Below are 21,534 nucleotides of genomic sequence, written 5' to 3'. Positions count from 1 at the left end.
TATATCATTTTCTTTTAAAAGTTGAATATTCTCTGCAAATGAGGTAAAACTAAAGAGTGCTGCGAAATTTTCTGCGAATTTACTTCTTTTAAGCTTCAACAAGTTTAAATACTGCCGCATCATGACGATATACTCATTATCCTTCTCTATGTTGACAAAGCTCTATTTCACATTGTTCCTATCTTTCACGATAAAACGAGTGGGAGCGTTACCATCAGAGCGAGGTCATTCCAACAACAACGGAATTAAAAGCTAATCAAATACAATGGTCATGCATTTGTAAAGAAATACATTGACTAGAAAAGTGTGGTGTCCATATTGAAAGATGTTTCGATTTCATCTTTGGAAAATATGAAATTAAAAGAGCTGTATGAGTTAGCAAAGCGATACAAAATCTCTTATTACAGCAAACTAACAAAAAAAGAATTAATTTTTGCCATCTTAAAGGCGAACGCTGAGCAAGAGGATCTCTTATTTATGGAAGGGGTTCTTGAAATTATTCAGTCTGAGGGATTTGGTTTCTTAAGACCGATTAACTACTCCCCAAGTTCTGAAGACATTTATATTTCAGCTTCACAAATCAGACGCTTTGATTTACGAAATGGAGATAAAGTGTCTGGAAAGGTACGACCTCCAAAAGAAAATGAACGCTACTATGGCCTCCTTCATGTAGAAGCGGTAAATGGGGACGACCCAGAATCAGCAAAGGAACGTGTTCACTTTCCTGCACTCACACCGCTATTTCCTGACCGCCAAATGATTCTTGAAACACAGCCTAATCACCTGTCTACTAGAATTATGGACATGATGGCGCCAGTTGGATTTGGACAGCGTGGTTTAATCGTTGCACCGCCTAAGGCTGGAAAAACCATTTTACTTAAAGAAATTGCCAACAGCATTTCTGAAAATCACCCAGAGGCAGAGCTGATTGTCCTTTTGATTGACGAACGCCCAGAAGAAGTAACAGATATCGAACGTTCTGTTGCAGGGGATGTTGTTAGTTCAACCTTTGACGAAGTACCGGAAAACCACATTAAAGTAGCAGAGCTTGTCTTAGAGCGTGCTATGCGTCTTGTTGAACATAAGAAAGATGTCATCATCTTAATGGACAGCATCACAAGGCTTGCTCGTGCATACAACCTTGTGATTCCGCCAAGCGGCCGAACGCTTTCAGGCGGTATTGATCCTGCGGCTTTCCATCGTCCAAAACGATTCTTTGGTGCTGCGCGTAACATTGAAGAAGGCGGAAGCTTGACGATTTTAGCCACTGCACTTGTTGATACAGGATCACGTATGGATGACGTGATTTATGAGGAGTTTAAAGGGACTGGAAACATGGAGCTTCATTTGGACCGTTCTTTGGCCGAAAGAAGAATTTTCCCTGCGATCGACATTCGCCGTTCTGGTACGAGAAAAGAAGAACTGCTTGTGCCAAAAGAGCATCTTGATCGTTTATGGGCGATGAGAAAATCGATGTCAGATACACCTGACTTCGCTGAGAAGTTCATGCGCAAAATGAGAAAAACAAAGACAAACCAAGAATTTTTCGATATTTTAACGCAAGAATGGAAACAAGCCAATATGTCTGCATCAAGAAGATAGCTTCCCTGAAAAAATACATTTGCAATCATAGACTCACACTGTTATAATTTTATCATGTGCGTTTCAGAATTTATTTCTGAGATATTAACTCTGTTTCCGAATTGGATTCAGGGCGGAAGGAGATGACAGTAGATGAAAACAGGAATTCATCCTAACTACAAAAAAGCTACAGTCAAATGCGCTTGTGGAAATGAGTTTGAAACTGGATCAGTAAAAGAAGAGGTACGCATCGAGATTTGCTCTGAGTGCCATCCTTTCTATACAGGCCGTCAAAAATTCGCTTCTGCTGATGGACGTGTTGACCGCTTTAACAAAAAATACGGTCTTAAGTAATAATAGATACAATAAACAGGCAGGAATCCGTTCTTGCCTGTTTTTTTACGTGGATTGATGGAACTTTAAAACGGGGGAGAAGACCTTATGTATGTGATGAAACAAAGCGGTTGGCTTGAAGTCATCTGCGGCAGTATGTTTTCTGGAAAGTCGGAAGAATTGATTCGGAGAGCCAAAAGGGCCACCTTTGCCAAACAAGAAGTAAAAATATTCAAACCAGCAATTGATAACCGATATAGTACAAGCTCAGTTGTGTCACATAACGGTTCATCATTAGATGGGATTGCAGTAGCCTCACCAAAAGACATAATAACGCACATATCAGAAAGAACCGATGTCATTGGCATTGATGAGGTGCAATTTTTTGATGAGACAATCATTGACATTGTCACTCAATTGGCTGACCAAGGCTACCGAGTCATTGTTGCAGGCCTGGATCAAGACTTCAGAGGAGAGCCATTTGGTGTTGTTCCGCATTTAATGGCATGTGCAGAGCTTGTAACAAAACTTCAAGCAGTTTGTTCGGTATGCGGCTCCCCAGCGAGTAGAACACAACGCTTGATCGACGGTAAACCCGCATCCTATGATGATCCTATTATTTTAGTAGGTGCGCAGGAATCATACGAAGCACGATGCAGACATCACCATGAAGTACCAAGACTTGATGTTGGTACAACACTTGACAAATAAAAAATAGCAAATGCCGCTGTGTTTCGTTTTTCGAGATTTTGGCTGAACACCCATCATTTGTACTTAAATAAATTAAATAACACTACGATTAAATTATCTAATTTTCAACGCTTGCGTTTTGTCATAAGCAGGCATAAAATGACTAACTGTAGTGTAAAGCATTTAAACGAAAAGTTCGATTTCTTGTCATAATTTTTTTGATTAAGGATTTTTCTCCTTAATCGTTCTTTGGATTAATAGTTCACTTTATTTATATTTTAGAAAGAGGGTAGTTTTTGATGAACAACGTGAAGAAAACAAAAGAAGGGTACCTCGAAACCACTTTGACAGGTAAAGATGTATTATCGATTCCAACGTTGAACAAAGGCGTTGCTTTCTCTGAAGAAGAAAGACAAGAGCTTGGACTAGAAGGCTTACTACCTCCAACGGTTCTAACTTTAGAACAGCAAGCAGAAAGAGCGTACAAGCAGTTTCTAGCTCAGCCGGATCGTCTTCGTCAAAACGTATACTTAAGTGATTTGCAAAACCGTAACGAAGTATTGTTCTACAAGCTTCTAACAGAAAAGCTTCGTGAAATGCTTCCAGTTGTGTACACACCAACTGTTGGTGAAGCGATTCAAGAATACAGCCATGAATACAGAAGACCTCATGGTGTCTATCTTTCAATCGACGATATTGACGGAATCGAGAAAGCATTTGAAAACTTGCACGCAACTGCTGGAGATATTGACCTCATCGTTGCAACTGACTCTGAGAGTATTCTTGGAATTGGTGACTGGGGTGTTGGTGGTATCAATATCGCAATCGGTAAATTAGCTGTTTACACGGCTGCAGCAGGTATTGATCCTAGCCGCGTGATTCCAGTTGTATTAGATGTTGGAACAAACAATGAAAAATTATTGAATGATCCATTATACATCGGGAACCATCACAAACGTGTACAAGGTGAAAAATACGAAGAATTCATTGATGCTTACGTGAAAGCAGCACTTAAATTCTTCCCGAAAGCATTGCTTCACTGGGAAGACCTTGGAAACAAAAATGCGCGTAACATCATGAAAAAATACAACGATAACATCTTAACGTTCAACGATGATATTCAAGGTACTGGTGCCATTACTTTAGCGGGTGTTCTTGCAGCTGTCAAGAAAACTGGTACTGAATTGAAAGATCACCGTGTTGTCATCTTCGGAGCTGGATCAGCTGGTATCGGAATTGCAGATCAAATGCGTGACACAATGGTTCTTGAAGGTCTAACAGAAGAAGAAGCAAACAATGCATTCTGGACATTAGACTACAGAGGATTGCTAACAGATCAATTTGAAGATGAAGTGCTTGATTTCCAAAAACCATACCTTCGTACTTCTGATGAAGTAGAAGGCTGGGCACGCGATGAAAAAGGACAAATCTCATTTGCTGAAACTGTTCGCAGGGTGAAGCCGACGATCCTTATCGGTACATCAGGTCAAGGCGGCGCATTCACTGAAGAAATCATTAAAGAAATGGCAGCTCATACAGAGCGTCCAGTGATCATGCCAATGTCTAACCCAACACCGCTTGCTGAAGCTGTGCCAGAGGATCTATTCAAATGGACTGACGGCCGTGCGCTTGTTGCAACAGGAAGCCCGTTCGAAAACGTTGAGTATAACGGAATTGAACATGAAATCGGACAATCCAACAATGCGTTCGTTTTCCCTGGACTTGGTCTTGGTTCAATCGTAACAGAATCAAAAATCATCACAAAAGGCATGTTCGTTGCTTCTGCGAATGCAATTGCTGAAATGGTTGATCATGAGAAACCAGGTGCTGGTCTTCTTCCAAGTATTGATAAATTGCAAGAAGTGTCAATTCATGTGGCTGTTGAAGTAGCGAAAGCAGCAATTAAAGATGGTGTCGCTAGAAGAACACCTGATAACATCGAACAAGCTGTGAAAGACGCAATGTGGATTCCTGAATATAAAAAAATTGTAAGAGCATAATAAAATGTGTAACGCGGCATTGCTTCGGGTAATTTAAGCAATGCCGCAATAAAAAAAGAAACACGTAAAGGATTTAAGGAGGAAGAGTAAGGTGGACTTTTTAAATATTTTGATCCTCCTAGCACCGATTTTTTTCGTTATCGCGCTGGGTTGGTTCGCAGGGAACTTCGGCAGCTATGACGCTAAATCTGCAAAAGGTGTAAGTACACTTGTTACAAAGTATGCTTTACCAGCGCACTTTATCGCCAGTATTCTGTCAACACCAAAAGATAAATTCTATAGTCAAATTCCATTTTTCGTTGCATTGATTTTCGGAATCGTTGGTTTTTATATCATTATCCTTTTAGTTACAAAATTTGCTTTTAAATATGATTTAACAGATTCTTCTGTTTTCTCATTAAACTCAGCACAACCGACCTTTGCATTTATGGGGATTCCGGTATTGGGCAGTTTATTTGGGGCTCAAGAAGTCGCAATTCCGATTGCGATTACCGGAATAGTTGTAAATGCATTGCTTGATCCAATTGCTATTATTGTGTCAACTGTCGGTGAAAAAACAAAAGGAAAAGCCAAAGAAGGCGAAAGTTTCCTAAAAATGACGACAAAAGCAATTTTGCACGGTTTATCAGAGCCGCTTGCACTTGCGCCGTTAGCCAGTATCATTCTTGTTCTTTTAGGATTTAAACTTCCTGCAATCGGACATGAAATGTTGGAGGAAATTGGCAGCGTTACATCAGGGGTTGCGCTATTCGCAGTCGGTGTCACTGTTGGTATCCGAAAAATTAAATTAAGCTTGCCAGCCTTCAGTATTGCATTGCTAAAAGTAGCTGTACAACCATTACTTATGTATTTTATTGCCGTTCTTATGGGTCTTTCGGCTGATGAAATTACAAAAGCTGTATTGCTTGTTGCCTTCCCAGGTTCAGCTGTTGCAGCGATGATCGCAACACGATTTGAAAAACAAGAGGCGGAAACTGCATCCGCATTTGTGATCAGTGCCATCATGTCACTCATCACATTACCGATCATTATTGCACTTACCGTATAATATAGTAGAAAGGCTGCCTATCGAGGCAGCCTTTCTTAACGAAATGAATGAAACAGAGGGAAGAGTACACGCTTTTTTTTGATGTCAGGGTGTGCAATTTCCTTTTTTTCTTCTACTTGTGATGGTTGTTTCAAGGCTGCGGTGAGGCGGTCAAATTTAGTGGATAAATCTTCAATTTCTCTGCGGTGCTGAAGCAGCTGATACGATACACCTTCATCTGCTTTTTTAGCCAATTTCCGTTCAAGCTCTTGCAGGCGGTCTTCTGCATCATTGACGTGTAATTGCTGCTGAATAAGCTCTTTCACCTGTTTTTCTAATGCTTCAATCCGTTGTATGGAGACATCAGTTTGGGCAGCAGGTGCTGATTGACGGACGGTTTCCTTATGGATTGGCAGTTGAATGTCTTGGAGGATTACACCTTCACTCATCTGGTGTTTGACCTCTTTGAGCAGCTGTACAATGTCTTCATGAAATTCATAATGTCCAAGTTCATTCCGGGCGACAGGGATGTTGAGCTGTTTGACCCAACGCTGAATCGTCTTTGAAGAAACACCAATTTCCTTTGCAACCTCATTTGTATTCAAACCAAATGCCCTCCCTTTTTTCAATTACAAGTACCATTCTCTTTAAGGAGGACCTGTTCCTTCACGTTAGACAAAACAAGTAACCAATCGCCAAAGATCGTGTTTTCTAGCGAAAAATTGCAGGAAATCAATTGTTTTGGAAATTTTTTTGACTGTCATACCCCGCTATACTATAATTAGACTGTTACGCACAAAACAGAGGTGAAGACCATGTTAGACCGTTTAAAATCAATTGAAGAACGCTATGAAAAGCTAAATGAATATTTAAGTGACCCTGAAGTGGTGAACGACCCTACGAAGCTTCGTGAATATTCAAAGGAGCAATCCGATATTCAAGAAACTGTTGAGGTATATAGACAATATCGTGCGGCATACGACCAGCTGAATGACGCGAAAGCAATGCTGGAAGAGAAGCTGGATGCCGAGATGCGCGACATGGTCAAAGAAGAAATTTCAGAGCTCACAGAGGAAACGGAACGTTTAGAAGACGAGCTGAAAATCTTGCTGATCCCGAAAGATCCGAATGACAACAAAAACGTTATTGTGGAGGTTCGTGGTGCAGCGGGTGGAGAAGAAGCTGCTCTTTTTGCCGGAAACCTTTACCGCATGTACAGTCGTTATGCTGAAATGCAAGGCTGGAAAACGGAAGTGATGGAAGCGAGTGTCACAGGCACAGGCGGTTATAAAGAGATTATCTTTATGATCAGCGGGAAAGGCGCATACTCCAAACTGAAATTTGAAAACGGCGCACACCGCGTGCAGCGTGTTCCGGAAACGGAATCAGGCGGACGAATTCATACATCAACAGCGACAGTTGCTGTATTGCCTGAGGCTGAAGAAGTAGAAATTGATATCCATGAAAAAGACATCCGTGTAGATACTTTCACATCTAGCGGACCTGGCGGACAAAGTGTCAATACGACCATGTCTGCAGTTCGATTAACTCACCTTCCAACAGGTGTGGTTGTATCCTGTCAGGATGAGAAGTCGCAAATCAAAAACAAAGAAAAAGCCATGAAAGTACTGCGTGCGAGAATTTATGATAAATTCCAGCGTGAAGCACAGGCTGAATATGATCAAACGCGTAAATCTGCGGTTGGAACAGGGGATCGTTCAGAGCGTATCCGTACGTACAACTTCCCGCAAAACCGTGTAACAGATCACCGTATCGGGTTGACGATTCAAAAGCTTGATCAAATTTTAGAAGGAAAACTTGACGAGGTCATTGATGCATTAATTATGGAAGACCAAGCAAGAAAGCTTCAAAATGCAAAATAAAGAGCGAACAATTTTTGAAGCCCTTAAATGGGCTTCTTCTTTGTTAACGGAAGCTGGAAGAGACCAAAATGCAGCAGAGCTTCTTTTGATGCATGTACTTGGCTGGAGCAGAAGTGAGCTTCTTGCACGTTTTCATGATTCGCTGCCTGAGGAGCAAGATCACCTGTTCAGCAAATTTGTGACGCAGCACAAGGCGGGTGTTCCTGTTCAGCATTTAACGGGAGTTGAATTCTTTTACGGACGTCCTTTCGAGGTGAACAAGCATGTTCTCATCCCTCGTCCTGAAACGGAAGAAGTTGTTTTGGCGGCGCTCCATTTAGTAGGTGACGTTTTCCCGCCCGATCAGCCGCTCAAAGCAGTTGACGTTGGCACAGGAAGCGGGGCCATTGCGATTACGCTGGCTCTTGAAAAAAAATCACTATCTGTCACAGCGACTGATATCTCGCAAGAAGCACTTGCGGTAGCAAAACGGAATCAACAAGCGCTCGGTGCAGACGTTCATTTTTTACATGGAGATTTGCTTGAACCGGTTATAGCTCAAGGCATGAAAGTGGACGTATTTATTTCCAATCCACCCTACATTGCGGCGGAAGAAATGGACAGTTTGTCTGAGGTTGTGACAAAGCATGAGCCGGTGAATGCGCTGACAGACGGACGTGATGGCTTGTGGTTTTATCAGCGCCTCGTTCATGATCTTCCCAGCGTGCTGAGTGATCAGGCAGTTGTTGTCTTTGAAATTGGACATACGCAAGGTCAAGATGTCACAGCGCTTCTTGAGCAGGCATTTCCTAAAGCGGATGTCTGTATCGTCAAAGATATTAACGGAAAAGATCGAGCTGTTTGTGCACACATTCAAAACGGAAAGTCCGGCTGAAGAAAGCCGGACTATTTTATTATGTAAAGATGAAACTTATGGTAAAAGAGAAACGTATATATAGAAGAATGAACATTCTGATCATGATTTTTTACATAAATTTGTTTTGAAGGAGCGAATGGTGTGAACAAAAGGTATGCGATGGTGTTGGTCATCGTCAGTGTACTATTGATTGTGAGTGCTTGTGGTAAACCGAGCTTTAAAAAAGAGGCAGCAGCATTTGGAGAAAGCTATAAAAAAGCACAATACACAGTGAATCGAACGGATGACCTATCTGACATGAAAGAGAAGCTGAAGGTTTATTTAACCGAACATGAATATCAAGAATATACACAAGACAGCATGTTCCCGAGCATATTAGAAGCGGCAAAGGATCAAGATTGTCAAATCAAGCTGAAGAAAATTACGTTTACGCCTTCAGATGAAAGCGATGACAGAATTGAATTTAACTATGAAATGGTGATCCAATTTATCGATCAAAAAGGAAAAGTCAAAAAAGAAATCGAGAAAAAAGGAGCCATGACTGTCATCAAAACAGAATCTGGTTTAAAAATCAGCCGAGATTGGGATGGGAGACTATACCCTTCTGACTACCAATCCTCACTCAAAAGTCGTTCTTAATGAGAACGGCTTTTTTGTTTTTGACTCATAATCTATTAAAAAAATCATGTTGACTGTTTATGAGATGGGTTTCCTGGACACAATGTTTGTAGCGAAGAGAAAAAGTGGGGGGAACACACAATGTTGAAAAGTAAAACGATGATTTGTCTTTATATGTTTCTATTATTATGCGGTGCTTTTGCAAATCTTGGCAGAGAGGAGACAGCGGCTGCTTCTGCAAATCAGCCTGTTGTCATACCAGATGAAGCGATTCGATTACGCATTTTAGCAAATAGTGATCGTTCAGCGGATCAGGATGTGAAAAGAAGTATTCGTGACGAGGTCAATGCGAGTATGACAGAGTGGGTCAAAGACCTCACATCCATTGAAGAAGCAAGACGTGTCATTCGATCAAAGCTGCCAGAAATCAATCGTATCACCAAAGCGAAATTGAAGGAACAGCACATAGATCAATCCGTATCGGTCAGTTTTCAAAAAGCTTCATTTCCAACAAAGCTCTATGGAAATTTCGTCTACCCTGCTGGGAAATATGAAGCCATTTTAATTACGCTTGGAGAAGGAGACGGAGCCAACTGGTGGTGTGTGTTATTTCCGCCGCTCTGCTTTATCGATTTTTCAAACGGAGAAGCCATCGCCTCACCAGAAGGGGATGATGATAAACAAGTGACAGCGCAGCAAACGAAAGAGTCTGTTAATGAAGTGGTGAAAGAAGAGGAAGAAGAGACAGGTGAAGTGAAGTTCTTTTTGTTTGAATGGGTCTCTAGTCTTTTCTCTTAAAAAAGGTATAAATCGGTTTTTGCCTCATAGAGTTGAAGTAAGAGAACAAAAAGAGGTGAAAGCATGTATTATCAATTAAGAATAGCCACAGAACAAGATGTCCCGGCGATCAATGCTTTTCTTGAAAAGGGACAAGCAAAAGGCGGAGTAACGCTTGCGGAGCGAACGGCATTTGTAGTGATGGAAGATGCGGATGGTCAGCTGGCAGGCTGCTTAGGTCTTGAACAGCTCAATGAACAAGAGGGATTGCTGCGGTCTCTTGTCATATCAGATAAGCTCGGTCAGGGACACATTGTCTCTTTGTTCCAAAGTGTTCAAACGCTCGGTGAAAAAATGGGTGTGGATACTTTTTATGTCGTCGCAAACCATTCCTCTTCCCATGATTTTTTGGCATTAATGGGCTTTACGCCTTTAGAGGAAATTCCAGAAAGCATATGGAGCTCAGCACATGCAAAAGAGACATTGGGGAAAGAACAGGCTGTGGTCCTGCAAAAAAAAGGCAGTTAATCACAAAATGATGGACTTATACACATACTTATCCACTACTAAACAAGCGTTATCCACAAATTGTGGACAACGCTTGTTTTATTGATCATCATCTTTTATACTTTCAAAAGGATAATTGAGATATATCAACAGTTTTATCTTTTTTTAAAAGGAGTTTGTATGATGTTAAATACAAAAAGGTGGTCTGTGGATGTAGAAAAGGATTTATCCACATACTATCCACAAATTAAACAGGCGGCCGATCTGCTGCAGCAAAATGAAGTGGTTGCGTTCCCGACAGAGACCGTTTACGGACTCGGGGCAAATGCGAAAGAGACAGAAGCCGTTATGAAAATTTATGAAGCGAAAGGGCGTCCGAGTGATAATCCGTTGATTGTTCACATTGCGGAGGTTCAGCAGCTTCACGAATTTGCACAAATAGAAAGCGAAAAAGCGAAGGCGCTGATGGATGCCTTTTGGCCGGGCGCCTTAACCATCGTTCTTCCGTGTAAGCCGGGCACTTTATCAAAGCAGGTTACAGCAGGTTTATCCACAGTAGGTGTGAGAATGCCTGACCATCCCATTGCGCTTGAGCTGATTCGAGCAGCTGGTCTGCCAATTGCTGCACCAAGTGCCAATCGTTCGGGAAAACCTTCACCAACACAAGCTGACCATGTAGCGAGTGATCTCGAAGGGAGAATCGCTGGGATTGTGGATGGCGGTTCAACTGGAATTGGCGTTGAGTCAACGGTTGTATCCTGTGCAGGTGAGACCCCAGTGATTTTAAGACCAGGCGGAATTACAAAAGAAGCATTAGAAGAGGTCGTGGGGACGGTGAGTGTGGACCCAGGGCTGACAAAAAAGGACGAAGCGCCTGTATCGCCGGGAATGAAATACACACATTATGCACCTGAAGCCCAGATGTATATCTTTCATGGAAGTGATGAAGAAATGCAGCGTCACATTCAGAAATACAAAGCTGAAGGTCTAAAAGTCGGAGTGCTGACAACAGAAGAAAAGAAATCGCTGTTTGCGGCAGATGTTGTGTACAGCTGTGGATATAGAGAAAAATCTGAAACGGTTGCTGCAAACCTCTATCGTGTACTGAGACAATTTGATGAAACAGATGTAGACTTGATTATTTCAGAAGCCTTTTCAGAGCAGGGAGTTGGTTCTGCCATTATGAACCGTCTGCAAAAAGCCGCAGGAGGGCGTACACTCCCTTCGTTCCAATAGTTCTAACCTTTCTTGGACAAACATAGGTTAAAGGAGAATGTGTGTCCAAGGGGGATTTACATGAACGAACTAGCTGGCGAATTGCTGACACTCAGCATCATGGCTTTTGCACTTGGGATGGATGCTTTTTCGGTTGGACTTGGTATGGGGATGATTCAGCTGAGGTTCCGCCAGATCATTTATATTGGACTTGTCATTGGGATATTTCATATGTTTATGCCGCTTTTTGGCATGCTGACAGGTCAGCTCTTATCCGGATGGCTCGGTCTACTTGCCACCTATATCGGCGGGGCGCTGCTTTTGGTGCTGGGACTGCAAATGATTGTTGCTTCTATCCGCAAAGAGGATAAGCCCTTTATCGCACCTGTTGGGGCTGGTCTCGTTCTTTTTGCTACAAGTGTAAGCCTAGACAGCTTCTCCGTTGGTTTAAGTCTTGGGATTTACGGTTCCCAGGTGTGGATGACTATATTATTGTTTGGTTTTTTTAGTATGCTCCTCACATGGCTCGGATTATTACTCGGTAAACAGGTTCGGTCATGGGTTGGCTCATATAGCGGCGCGCTTGGCGGAATCATTTTACTAGCCTTTGGTATCAAATTATTATTTCCGCTCTAGCCAATCTCCTTACATAACATGTAGAATGAAATGCTATATAATAGAAGAAAAGGAGGGCGAAAGATGAAAATCTTATTTGTTTGTACGGGAAATACATGCAGAAGTCCAATGGCTCAAGCCCTTTTTGCTTCAATTGCAGATGAAAAAGGTTTAGAGGTCACTGTAAAATCAGCGGGCATTTTTGCCTCCGATGAAGGGAAGGCTTCTCCTCAAGCGATCGAAGCATTATTTGAGAAAAGCATTCCACTAAATCACTCATCATCAAAATTGACAGAGGATCTTCTGCGCGAAGCTCATTACGTCTTCACGATGACGATGCAGCATAAACAGTTGATTGCAGAGCAATATGCGCATGCAAAAGGCAAGGTCTTCACTTTAAAGGAATTTGCGACAGGAACAGAAGGCGATGTATCCGATCCGTTTGGAGGAAGTCTTTCTGTTTATCAGGAAACACGAGATGAACTAGAAGCCTTACTGTATCAGCTTGCTGAGAAGCTGAAAAAAGATCATCATAATAGATAACCTGTAAAACCGTTGCCTCAACGGTTTTTCTGCTATTGTTTGCAAATCACTAGGCAGAGGTTAAAATATAACTGTAAATAAAGAATGAATGTAAGACATAACAGATCAACTCACCCTTAGGAGGAATTGCCCGATGAAAGTAGCCATTGCATCCGATCACGGCGGAACGAATATTCGTGAAGAAATCAAACAACTGATGGATGAATTGAAGATTGAATACATTGATATGGGTTGTGAATGCGGATCAGGTTCTGTAGACTACCCAGATTATGCTTTCCCTGTAGCCAATATGGTGGCAAACGGAGAAGTCGACCGCGGCATTTTAATTTGTGGGACAGGCATCGGCATGAGCATCTCAGCAAATAAAGTAAAAGGAATTCGCTGTGCATTGGCTCATGATACATTTAGTGCGAAAGCAACGAGAGAACATAATGATACGAACGTTCTTGCGATGGGAGAGCGAGTGATTGGGCCAGGATTAGCACGTGAGATTGCGCACATTTGGCTGACGACAGAGTTTACAGCAGGACGCCATGCTGTGCGGATTGGCAAAATTGCTGATTACGAAGAAAAGCACCTATAAGGAGCGCTTAACATGAACATTGGTCAAGATTGGCTTGAAATGTTAAAAGAGTTTCATCAAACAGTTGAATTGCGTGCCGGGCAAATCTTAGTCATTGGCTGCAGTACGTCAGAAGTGGCTGGTGAGCATATTGGTACTGCAGGAAGTGAGCAAATTGCTGCCTCTATCTATCAAGAATTGGATCAGTTAAGACGAGAGACCGGCATCGAGCTCGCCTTTCAATGCTGTGAACATCTAAATCGTGCCCTTGTTGTTGAAGAAGAAGCGGCTTTCCGTTTTAACCTGGAGATCGTAGCTGCAGTACCTGTCCGCAAGGCGGGTGGTTCGATGGCGGCTCATGCGTATCAGCAAATGGAACATCCTGTATTAGTCGAATGCATTGAGGCACATGCTGGAATTGATATTGGCGATACGTTAATTGGGATGCACTTAAAGAGAGTTGCTGTACCTGTCCGCCTCAGTCGTCATCGATTAGGACATGCACATGTGACTTTTGCGAAAACGCGTCCGAAGCTGATTGGCGGAGAACGAGCCGTTTATACAAGATCATAGCTTCGATATATTTCTAATATAATGTTGAATGATGAAGACGCTTTACCACTTGAATATTCGGGTTTTCATAAAAAAGAAGTCGATTTTCCAAAAAAAACTTTTACATTTTACTCAAAAACCGTGTACAATGAGATGGTGAAAACATCGAATGGAAATAGATTGGAGAGGATTTCGCTGATGAAACATTTACCTGAGCAAGACGCACAAGTATTCAAAGCAATTCAACTAGAGCGGAAACGCCAGCAGGACAAAATCGAATTAATTGCATCAGAAAACTTCGTAAGCGAAGCAGTCATGGAAGCACAGGGCTCTGTATTAACAAACAAATACGCTGAGGGCTATCCTGGTAAACGCTACTATGGCGGCTGTGAACATGTAGACGTTGTGGAAGATATCGCACGTGACCGCGCAAAAGAAATTTTTGGCGCTGAGTATGTGAACGTACAGCCTCACTCAGGTGCTCAAGCGAACATGGCCGTATACTTTACAATTCTTGAGCATGGCGATACAGTACTGGGCATGAACTTATCACATGGCGGGCATTTAACACACGGAAGCCCTGTAAACTTTAGTGGTGTACAGTACAACTTTGTAGAATATGGTGTAGATAAAGAAACTCAGCATATCGACTATCAAGATGTACTTGAAAAAGCACGTGAACATAAGCCGAAACTTATCGTTGCGGGTGCAAGTGCATACCCACGTCAAATTGATTTCAAAAAGTTCCGTGAGATTGCTGATGAAGTCGGTGCTTACTTTATGGTCGACATGGCTCACATTGCTGGTCTTGTTGCAGCAGGTCTTCATCCAAATCCAGTTCCTTACGCAGATTTTGTGACAACGACAACTCACAAAACATTACGCGGACCTCGCGGCGGAATGATCCTATGTCGTGAAGAGTTTGGTAAAAAGATCGACAAATCGATCTTCCCTGGTATTCAAGGTGGACCACTTATGCATGTCATCTCTGCAAAAGCTGTTTCTTTCGGTGAAGTATTGAACGGAGATTTCAAAACATATGCACAAAACGTCATTGATAATGCAAAACAACTAGCTGAAACTCTTTTATCTGAAGATATTCAGCTTGTGTCTGGCGGAACAGATAACCATCTTGTTCTCATCGACTTGCGTTCTCTTGGCATCACAGGAAAAATTGCAGAAAACGTTCTTGATGAAATCGGTATTACAGTGAACAAAAATGCAATTCCTTATGATCCAGAGAAACCATTTGTCACAAGTGGTGTACGTGTAGGTACAGCAGCAGTAACAAGCCGCGGTTTTGATCAAGAAGCGATGAAAGAAGTCGGTTCCATTATTGCACTTGCGCTAAAACATCATGAAGATGAAGCGAAATTAGAAGAGGCGAAAAAGCGTGTATCTGATCTTACGGCCCGTTTCCCTCTATATAACGAATTAGATTATTAAAAAACAGACCCATTTGCCTATATTTGGCATGTGGGTTTTTTTTGTAGGATTTGCGAATCATATTGAAAGATGATGTCTTTTTATGTAGAATTGTAGGAAGTGTGCAAAGTTCACCGGAAGATGACAGAAAAGGAGTTGTAGCAAGCAATGGCAAAGGTTTATGTATTTGATCACCCGCTTATTCAGCACAAACTTACATATATTCGTGACGTTCATACAGGAACTAAAGAATTTAGAGAGCTAGTGGATGAAGTTGCAACATTAATGGCATTTGAAATCACAAGAGATTTACCGCTTGAAGAGGTAGATGTAGAAACACCTGTACAAGTAGCGAAATCAAACGTGATCTCAGGGAAGAAACTCGGTGTTGTGCCAATTTTAAGAGCAGGTCTTGGAATGGTAGACGGGATTTTGAAACTCATTCCAGCTGCTAAAGTGGGACATGTTGGTTTATACCGTGATCCGAAAACATTAAAGCCTGTTGAATATTATGTGAAGCTTCCATCTGATGTGGAAGAACGTGAATTTATCGTAGTAGACCCAATGCTTGCAACTGGCGGCTCTGCAGTCGAAGCGTTAAACAGCTTGAAAAAACGCGGTGCGAAAAACATTCGCTTTATGTGTCTGATTGCTGCCCCTGAAGGTGTAGAGGAAATGCAAAAGCATCATCCAGATGTTGATATCTACATTGCAGCATTAGATGAGAAACTAAACGAAAAAGGTTACATCATCCCAGGTCTTGGTGATGCTGGTGACCGTATGTACGGAACGAAATAAGAAAGTCTTAATAAAAGCCCACATGCAAACGTGCATGTGGGCTTTTTGAAATATATGACAAACGGTTGATACCGTTCTTAGAAAAATCAATGTATACTGAACATTGGCTGTTTTTTTCAATGATTGTCACATCTCTCCTAAAGTTTGATGAAATTGTGAACATTTTGTGTGCTCTATCACTATAGAAAAGTTTTTTAACTTTCAACCGATTGACACATCATAGACGCTATTGTATGCTAAACGAGGGTATTATGGTAAGGTTTTCATAGCCTATAGCACTCTACTAATCCTCATTGTGAACCCTTTAATAATCAGGGTTTGTATCAACGAATGAAGCAGCATCCCATAGATCTAAAGATTTCAAGTCTGATTGTGCAATTAGACCGATGGGTGATTGATTTTTTTCGAATAGGACGGCTTATCATAAGCGTCTTCTACGCAGTTTTCATCACCATTTATCACCTTTTTTACAATACTTTTCATCGGGAGTCAGATGAATGAACGATCCAAACGCGATTTTCCGCAGACAGAGTAAATACATGTTCTATCTATTGGCAATTTTTGTGTTTGGCTATGCCATGCCTGGTTTTAAACCACTGTTTCTTGGTTTCATTATCGGCACAATTTTTGCTTTCTTTAATTTATTCCTACTTATACGGAGAATGCACGCTTTTGATCGAGCGGTTAAAAAAGGAAAATCCATTCGTTCAATGGGAAGTACAGCCAGGTGGGCCAACGCGATTCTCGCAGTAGCGATTGCTTGGCGTTACCCTAATGAAGTTCATCTGGCAGGTGTTGTTATAGGATTAATGACAATATATCCTGTCATTATGATAGATTCCTTCATTCAACTTAAACGTTCTACTATGGAAGAGAGGTGAATACTCTTTGGGTCACAGTTCAAAAACTACAGAATTTTTAGGGTTAACGTTCAACTTATCCAATGTTCTCATGATTACGATTGCTAGTATCATCGTTCTTCTCATAGCGGTGCTGACTACTCGTGTTCTGTCTATTCGTCCGACTAAGGCGCAGAACTTCATGGAATGGATCGTTGATTTTGTTCGAAATATCATAGGTAGTTCGATGGACATGAAAACAGGAGCCCCATTTCTAGCGCTTGGCGTTACATTACTCATGTACATATTTGTTTCAAACATGCTTGGACTGCCGTTCTCGATTACGGTCGATCACAACTTGTGGTGGAAATCACCAACTGCTGATCCTGCAATCACAATGACACTAGCAATTATGGTCATGGGACTTACACACTTCTACGGTGTCAAGGCAAAAGGAGTCAAGGAATATACGAAAGACTTTTTCAAGCCAATCCCATATTTAGTGCCGCTGAAAATCATTGAAGAATTTGCAAACACGCTAACACTTGGTTTGCGTCTTTACGGAAATATTTTCGCTGGAGAGATTCTTCTTGGGTTACTTGCAGGACTTGCGACCAATTTCTACACGCAAAATATTGCGCTTGGTATCGTTGGTACATTAGGTGCCATCGTGCCGATGATTGTATGGCAGGCATTCAGTTTGTTTGTCGGAACAATCCAGGCATTTATCTTCACCATGCTGACAATGGTGTACATTTCCCATAAAGTCAGCGATGAACACTAAAAAATTGAGAGTCCAAAAAGGACGTTATTTTAAAGGAGGAGCTTTTTAATGAATTTAATAGCAGCAGCAATTGCAATCGGTTTAGGAGCACTAGGAGCAGGTATTGGTAACGGTCTAATCGTATCTAAAACAGTTGAAGGAATCGCTCGTCAGCCAGAAGCTGGTAGAGAACTAAGAACACTTATGTTCATCGGGGTCGCTTTAGTTGAGGCACTTCCAATTATCGCTGTCGTTATCGCATTCTTGGCATTCTTTGGTTAATATGTGAGAAGCGTTCTAATATGAATTTTAATGGCGAAGATCAGATTAGTTCGAAACTTCGCCATTCCTTTATGTTTTGTTTCTTAACATATTATTTAAAGAAGGGAGTTGCCGTACTAAATGTCTCAGTTACCAGTGGTTTTAGGAGCAGGGGGCTTAAGCTTCAACGCCGGTGATATGTTATTCCAGCTTATCGCTATGCTCATCTTGCTTGCACTTTTAAAGAAATTTGCGCTTAAGCCTTTATTAGGGATTATGAAACAGCGTGAAGATTATATAGGAAATGAAATTTCAAGTGCTGAAGAAAAGCACGTTCAAGCTGAAAAGCTTCTTGAAGAACAACGTGTCTTATTGAAAGAAGCACGCGAAGAATCACATACACTCATCGAAAATGCGAAAAAGATTGGTGAGAAACAAAAAGAAGAGATCATTCAAGCAGCACGTCAAGAATCAGAGCGCTTGAAAGAGTCTGCTAGAACTGAAATCGTGAAAGAAAAAGAACAAGCTGTGGCTGCACTGCGTGAGCAGGTTGCATCACTATCTGTGCTGATTGCATCTAAAGTGATTGAAAAAGAACTTGATGAGCAGGCACAAGAGAAATTGATTCAAGAGTACCTTAAAGAGGCAGGCGAAAGCCGATGAGCGTAACTATTGTCTCTAAGCGTTACGCTTCTGCTCTTTTTGACATCGTTCTTGCTTCTTCGGCAGTAGACGAAACTGAAAAAGAGCTGAATGAGATCAAAAAAGTTCTAAAGGCTGATCAAGAACTCAATGACTTCCTTGTTCATCCAAAGATTACGGCAGACAAAAAGAAACAGTTGATTGCAGAAGCTTTCAAAGGTGTTTCTACTTATGTATTGCACACAATGTATTTACTGATTGACCGCGGACGCACGAATATTTTCTCTGAAATGACGTCGGAGTTTGTGAAACTTGCAAACCGCACGAAACAAATAGACGATGCGGTCGTGTATTCAGTGAAACCGCTGAGCGGTGCTGAAATTCAATCTTTATCTGAAGTATTTGCCAAAAAAGCCGGAGTCACATCACTACGTGTTGAAAATGTGATTGACAAGGATCTAATAGGCGGAGTGAAAATCCGTATCGGAAACCGCATTTATGACGGCAGTGTCAGCGGAAAGCTTTCCCGCATTGAACGTCAGCTTGCAGGCGAAAATCGTTAGAAGGGGTGAAACCTTAGTGAGTATCAAAGCTGAAGAGATTAGCGCGCTGATAAAGCAGCAAATCCAAAACTATCAATCAGAAATTGAAGTAAAAGATGTCGGTACAGTCATTCAAGTAGGGGACGGTATCGCGCGTGTACATGGCCTTGACAACATTATGGCAGGAGAGCTGGTTGAGTTCTCTAACGGTGTAATGGGTATGGCTCAAAACCTTGAGGAGTCTAACGTAGGTATCGTTATTTTAGGACCTTACAAAGATATCCGCGAAGGTGACGACGTAAAACGTACAGGTCGTATCATGGAGGTTCCAGTAGGTGAAGAGTTAATCGGACGTATTGTGAACCCGCTTGGTCAGCCTGTTGATGGACTAGGTCCAATCTTAACAAGCAAAACACGTCCAATCGAAAGTGAAGCACCTGGCGTTATGGATCGTAAATCTGTACATGAGCCGCTTCAAACAGGAATTAAAGCAATTGATGCCTTGATTCCAATCGGCCGCGGACAGCGTGAATTGATCATTGGTGACCGTCAAACAGGTAAAACATCTGTTGCAATCGATACGATTCTAAACCAAAAAGATCAAGACATGATCTGTATTTATGTAGCGATCGGACAAAAAGAATCTACGGTTCGTGGTGTTGTTGAAACACTTCGTAAGCATGGTGCGCTTGACTACACAATCGTTGTCACAGCTTCTGCATCACAGCCAGCTCCACTTCTTTACCTTGCTCCTTATGCAGGTGTAACGATGGGTGAGGAATTCATGTATAACGGCAAGCATGTACTTGTTGTCTATGATGACCTTTCTAAACAAGCGGCAGCTTACCGTGAGCTTTCATTATTGCTTCGTCGTCCTCCAGGTCGTGAGGCATTCCCTGGTGATGTTTTCTATCTTCACTCTCGTTTATTAGAACGTGCAGCGAAGCTTAGTGACGCAAAGGGTGGCGGTTCTATCACAGCATTGCCTTTCGTAGAAACGCAGGCTGGCGATATCTCTGCATATATCCCAACAAACGTTATTTCAATCACAGATGGACAGATTTTCTTACAATCTGACCTCTTCTTCTCAGGCGTACGTCCAGCGGTAAACGCAGGATTGTCTGTATCCCGTGTAGGTGGTTCTGCACAAATCAAAGCGATGAAAAAGGTAGCAGGTACACTTCGTCTGGATCTTGCTTCTTATCGTGAGCTTGAAGCATTCGCTCAGTTTGGATCTGATCTAGACCAAGCCACTCAAGCGAAATTAAACCGTGGTGCAAGAACAGTTGAAGTCTTAAAACAAGACTTGAACAAACCGCTTAAAGTTGAAAAACAAGTAGCGATTCTTTACGCACTAACAAGAGGATATTTAGACGATGTAGCCATTGCTGATGTTAAACGTTTTGAAGCTGAGTTATTCTTGTACATTGAAGAAAACCATAAAGGCTTGTTTGACACAATCTCTCAAACAGGAAATATGCCTGCTGATGAAGAGTGGAAGACAGCAATCGAAGGCTTTAAACGTACGTTTGCACCAAGCAACTAATTAGTAATCTTTCCGAGAGAAAAAGATTCTCTTTTTCTCTCTTTTCACGTAAATGAACACGGATTCCTGAAAAAAGGTGGTGAAATCTTTGGCCTCATTACGCGATATAAAGTCAAGGATCACGTCAACGAAAAAATCGAGTCAGATCACAAAAGCGATGCAAATGGTATCAGCTGCGAAACTGAATCGTGCTGAAAACAATGCGAAGTCTTTTGTTCCTTACATGGAGAAAATCCAGGAAGTGGTTGCTGCAATCGCAACTGGAACAAGTGCTAAGCACCCAATGCTTCTTTCAAGACCTGTCAAGAAAACAGGGTATCTCGTTATTACATCTGATCGAGGGCTTGCAGGACCTTTTAACAGCTCGATTTTGCGTGCCGCTTACCAAACCATTCAATCTCGTCATCAATCCGCTGATGAATATGCGGTGATTGTCATTGGTAAAATCGGACGCGACTTCTTCAAAAAGCGTGGTATTCCAGTTATTTCTGAAGTAACAGGGCTTGGAGACGAAGTAGCGTTTGCTGATATTAAAGAATTAGCAAGCAGTACAGTTCAAATGTTCTCTGATGAAGCGTTTGACGAACTTTATATGTTCTACAACCACTTTGTCAGTGCGATTTCACAAGAAGTAACAGAGAAGAAATTATTGCCGCTAACGGACCTTTCGGCCGCAGCGACACCAAATAAACGTTCCGCATCTTATGAGTTTGAGCCTTCTGAAGAAGAAATTCTTGAAGTTCTCCTTCCTCAATATGCAGAGAGTTTGATTTTCGGTGCGCTTCTTGACAGCAAAGCAAGTGAACATGCTGCAAGAATGACAGCAATGAAGAGTGCAACAGACAACGCAAAAGAATTGATCGACAGCCTGACACTCTCTTACAACCGTGCTCGTCAAGCAGCGATTACACAAGAGATTACAGAAATTGTCGGCGGAGCAGCTGCCTTAGAATAGAAAT

Annotated in this window: 25 protein-coding genes; 24 read left to right on the top strand and 1 reads right to left on the bottom strand. The window is 41.8% G+C overall.

Annotated elements, in window-relative coordinates:
• Positions 1–318 precede the first annotated feature (318 nt).
• The 5 genes from rho to BA81_RS06435 all read left to right on the top strand — a co-directional run bounded on the left by rho (position 319) and on the right by BA81_RS06435 (position 5,652).
• Complete coding sequence (rho, locus tag BA81_RS06455) at positions 319–1,602, top strand: transcription termination factor Rho (protein ID WP_008354975.1); 1,284 nt, start codon at positions 319–321, stop codon at positions 1,600–1,602.
• Positions 1,603–1,734: 132 nt separating this feature from the next.
• Entirely contained in the window at positions 1,735–1,935 is a 201-nt protein-coding gene (gene rpmE / locus BA81_RS06450) for a 50S ribosomal protein L31 (protein ID WP_003215407.1), read from the top strand.
• 87 nt (positions 1,936–2,022) lie between these two features.
• Positions 2,023–2,625, top strand: a complete 603-nt coding sequence (locus BA81_RS06445) for a thymidine kinase (protein WP_024423745.1) — start codon at positions 2,023–2,025, stop codon at positions 2,623–2,625.
• Positions 2,626–2,903: 278 nt separating this feature from the next.
• Positions 2,904–4,604: an oxaloacetate-decarboxylating malate dehydrogenase gene (gene malS, locus BA81_RS06440; protein WP_034281228.1), complete on the top strand. Its 1,701-nt coding sequence runs from the start codon at positions 2,904–2,906 to the stop codon at positions 4,602–4,604.
• A 91-nt stretch (positions 4,605–4,695) separates the two neighbouring features.
• Positions 4,696–5,652: an AEC family transporter gene (locus tag BA81_RS06435; RefSeq protein WP_024423743.1), complete on the top strand. Its 957-nt coding sequence runs from the start codon at positions 4,696–4,698 to the stop codon at positions 5,650–5,652.
• Between the two features lie 35 nt (positions 5,653–5,687).
• Here the strand turns inward: BA81_RS06435 and racA are convergent, their stop codons facing one another.
• Positions 5,688–6,236 (bottom strand): chromosome-anchoring protein RacA, encoded by a 549-nt coding sequence (gene racA / locus BA81_RS06430; protein ID WP_034281227.1) that lies wholly within the window; start codon positions 6,234–6,236, stop codon positions 5,688–5,690.
• A gap of 210 nt (positions 6,237–6,446) precedes the next feature.
• Here racA and prfA point away from each other — a divergent pair, with 210 nt between their 5' ends.
• The 19 genes from prfA to BA81_RS06335 all read left to right on the top strand — a co-directional run bounded on the left by prfA (position 6,447) and on the right by BA81_RS06335 (position 21,530).
• Complete coding sequence (gene prfA, locus BA81_RS06425; protein ID WP_034281226.1) at positions 6,447–7,514, top strand: peptide chain release factor 1; 1,068 nt, start codon at positions 6,447–6,449, stop codon at positions 7,512–7,514.
• Positions 7,504–8,388, top strand: a complete 885-nt coding sequence (prmC, locus tag BA81_RS06420) for a peptide chain release factor N(5)-glutamine methyltransferase (RefSeq protein ID WP_034281225.1) — start codon at positions 7,504–7,506, stop codon at positions 8,386–8,388. Before prfA ends, prmC begins: the two co-directional genes overlap by 11 nt.
• A 141-nt stretch (positions 8,389–8,529) precedes the next feature.
• Positions 8,530–9,009: a hypothetical protein gene (locus tag BA81_RS06415; RefSeq protein ID WP_034281451.1), complete on the top strand. Its 480-nt coding sequence runs from the start codon at positions 8,530–8,532 to the stop codon at positions 9,007–9,009.
• A gap of 120 nt (positions 9,010–9,129) precedes the next feature.
• Positions 9,130–9,786: a stage II sporulation protein R gene (gene spoIIR, locus BA81_RS06410; protein WP_034281224.1), complete on the top strand. Its 657-nt coding sequence runs from the start codon at positions 9,130–9,132 to the stop codon at positions 9,784–9,786.
• A gap of 63 nt (positions 9,787–9,849) precedes the next feature.
• Positions 9,850–10,293: a GNAT family N-acetyltransferase gene (locus tag BA81_RS06405; protein ID WP_034281223.1), complete on the top strand. Its 444-nt coding sequence runs from the start codon at positions 9,850–9,852 to the stop codon at positions 10,291–10,293.
• A 162-nt stretch (positions 10,294–10,455) separates the two neighbouring features.
• Complete coding sequence (locus BA81_RS06400) at positions 10,456–11,508, top strand: L-threonylcarbamoyladenylate synthase (RefSeq protein ID WP_080701170.1); 1,053 nt, start codon at positions 10,456–10,458, stop codon at positions 11,506–11,508.
• 60 nt (positions 11,509–11,568) lie between these two features.
• The gene (locus tag BA81_RS06395) at positions 11,569–12,123 is read left to right on the top strand and encodes a manganese efflux pump MntP (RefSeq protein WP_024423735.1); all 555 of its coding nucleotides are present in this window, start codon (positions 11,569–11,571) and stop codon (positions 12,121–12,123) included.
• A gap of 63 nt (positions 12,124–12,186) precedes the next feature.
• Positions 12,187–12,645 (top strand): low molecular weight protein arginine phosphatase, encoded by a 459-nt coding sequence (locus BA81_RS06390; protein WP_024423734.1) that lies wholly within the window; start codon positions 12,187–12,189, stop codon positions 12,643–12,645.
• A 133-nt stretch (positions 12,646–12,778) separates the two neighbouring features.
• Complete coding sequence (gene rpiB / locus BA81_RS06385) at positions 12,779–13,228, top strand: ribose 5-phosphate isomerase B (protein ID WP_003214714.1); 450 nt, start codon at positions 12,779–12,781, stop codon at positions 13,226–13,228.
• Between the two features lie 12 nt (positions 13,229–13,240).
• On the top strand, positions 13,241–13,780 hold the full coding sequence (locus BA81_RS06380; RefSeq protein ID WP_034281221.1) for a TIGR01440 family protein: 540 nt from the start codon (positions 13,241–13,243) through the stop codon (positions 13,778–13,780).
• A gap of 177 nt (positions 13,781–13,957) precedes the next feature.
• On the top strand, positions 13,958–15,205 hold the full coding sequence (glyA, locus tag BA81_RS06375; protein ID WP_034281450.1) for a serine hydroxymethyltransferase: 1,248 nt from the start codon (positions 13,958–13,960) through the stop codon (positions 15,203–15,205).
• A 147-nt stretch (positions 15,206–15,352) separates the two neighbouring features.
• Positions 15,353–15,982 carry a uracil phosphoribosyltransferase gene (upp, locus tag BA81_RS06370; protein WP_003214553.1) on the top strand — a complete coding sequence of 210 codons (630 nt, stop codon included), beginning with the start codon at positions 15,353–15,355 and terminating at the stop codon, positions 15,980–15,982.
• Between the two features lie 497 nt (positions 15,983–16,479).
• On the top strand, positions 16,480–16,863 hold the full coding sequence (locus BA81_RS06365) for an ATP synthase subunit I (protein WP_024423731.1): 384 nt from the start codon (positions 16,480–16,482) through the stop codon (positions 16,861–16,863).
• 7 nt (positions 16,864–16,870) lie between these two features.
• Entirely contained in the window at positions 16,871–17,605 is a 735-nt protein-coding gene (gene atpB / locus BA81_RS06360) for a F0F1 ATP synthase subunit A (protein WP_024423730.1), read from the top strand.
• Between the two features lie 48 nt (positions 17,606–17,653).
• A complete protein-coding gene (gene atpE, locus BA81_RS06355) occupies positions 17,654–17,866 on the top strand; it encodes a F0F1 ATP synthase subunit C (protein ID WP_003214968.1) in 213 nt (70 codons plus the stop codon).
• A 120-nt stretch (positions 17,867–17,986) separates the two neighbouring features.
• Positions 17,987–18,508: a F0F1 ATP synthase subunit B gene (atpF, locus tag BA81_RS06350; protein WP_034281220.1), complete on the top strand. Its 522-nt coding sequence runs from the start codon at positions 17,987–17,989 to the stop codon at positions 18,506–18,508.
• A complete protein-coding gene (locus BA81_RS06345) occupies positions 18,505–19,050 on the top strand; it encodes a F0F1 ATP synthase subunit delta (RefSeq protein ID WP_024426340.1) in 546 nt (181 codons plus the stop codon). Before atpF ends, BA81_RS06345 begins: the two co-directional genes overlap by 4 nt.
• A gap of 16 nt (positions 19,051–19,066) precedes the next feature.
• Positions 19,067–20,575: a F0F1 ATP synthase subunit alpha gene (atpA, locus tag BA81_RS06340; RefSeq protein ID WP_034281219.1), complete on the top strand. Its 1,509-nt coding sequence runs from the start codon at positions 19,067–19,069 to the stop codon at positions 20,573–20,575.
• A gap of 88 nt (positions 20,576–20,663) precedes the next feature.
• Entirely contained in the window at positions 20,664–21,530 is an 867-nt protein-coding gene (locus BA81_RS06335; RefSeq protein ID WP_024423727.1) for a F0F1 ATP synthase subunit gamma, read from the top strand.
• The last annotated feature ends 4 nt before the right edge of the window (positions 21,531–21,534 follow it).

This window comes from Bacillus safensis FO-36b (genome assembly GCF_000691165.1).
Lineage (GTDB): Bacteria > Bacillota > Bacilli > Bacillales > Bacillaceae > Bacillus > Bacillus safensis.
The sequence above is the reverse complement of the archived record's forward strand: the minus strand, read 5'-3'. Positions and strand labels throughout refer to the sequence as shown.

Coding starts and splice junctions, on each gene's coding strand:
- rpmE (WP_003215407.1), top strand. CDS start 1,735: ATGAAAACAGGAATTCATCCTAACTACAAAAAAGCTACAGTCAAATGC.
- BA81_RS06445 (WP_024423745.1), top strand. CDS start 2,023: ATGTATGTGATGAAACAAAGCGGTTGGCTTGAAGTCATCTGCGGCAGT.
- malS (WP_034281228.1), top strand. CDS start 2,904: ATGAACAACGTGAAGAAAACAAAAGAAGGGTACCTCGAAACCACTTTG.
- prfA (WP_034281226.1), top strand. CDS start 6,447: ATGTTAGACCGTTTAAAATCAATTGAAGAACGCTATGAAAAGCTAAAT.
- prmC (WP_034281225.1), top strand. CDS start 7,504: ATGCAAAATAAAGAGCGAACAATTTTTGAAGCCCTTAAATGGGCTTCT.
- BA81_RS06415 (WP_034281451.1), top strand. CDS start 8,530: ATGGTGTTGGTCATCGTCAGTGTACTATTGATTGTGAGTGCTTGTGGT.
- spoIIR (WP_034281224.1), top strand. CDS start 9,130: ATGTTGAAAAGTAAAACGATGATTTGTCTTTATATGTTTCTATTATTA.
- BA81_RS06405 (WP_034281223.1), top strand. CDS start 9,850: ATGTATTATCAATTAAGAATAGCCACAGAACAAGATGTCCCGGCGATC.
- BA81_RS06400 (WP_080701170.1), top strand. CDS start 10,456: ATGTTAAATACAAAAAGGTGGTCTGTGGATGTAGAAAAGGATTTATCC.
- BA81_RS06395 (WP_024423735.1), top strand. CDS start 11,569: ATGAACGAACTAGCTGGCGAATTGCTGACACTCAGCATCATGGCTTTT.
- BA81_RS06390 (WP_024423734.1), top strand. CDS start 12,187: ATGAAAATCTTATTTGTTTGTACGGGAAATACATGCAGAAGTCCAATG.
- rpiB (WP_003214714.1), top strand. CDS start 12,779: ATGAAAGTAGCCATTGCATCCGATCACGGCGGAACGAATATTCGTGAA.
- BA81_RS06380 (WP_034281221.1), top strand. CDS start 13,241: ATGAACATTGGTCAAGATTGGCTTGAAATGTTAAAAGAGTTTCATCAA.
- glyA (WP_034281450.1), top strand. CDS start 13,958: ATGAAACATTTACCTGAGCAAGACGCACAAGTATTCAAAGCAATTCAA.
- upp (WP_003214553.1), top strand. CDS start 15,353: ATGGCAAAGGTTTATGTATTTGATCACCCGCTTATTCAGCACAAACTT.
- BA81_RS06365 (WP_024423731.1), top strand. CDS start 16,480: ATGAACGATCCAAACGCGATTTTCCGCAGACAGAGTAAATACATGTTC.
- atpE (WP_003214968.1), top strand. CDS start 17,654: ATGAATTTAATAGCAGCAGCAATTGCAATCGGTTTAGGAGCACTAGGA.
- atpF (WP_034281220.1), top strand. CDS start 17,987: ATGTCTCAGTTACCAGTGGTTTTAGGAGCAGGGGGCTTAAGCTTCAAC.
- BA81_RS06345 (WP_024426340.1), top strand. CDS start 18,505: ATGAGCGTAACTATTGTCTCTAAGCGTTACGCTTCTGCTCTTTTTGAC.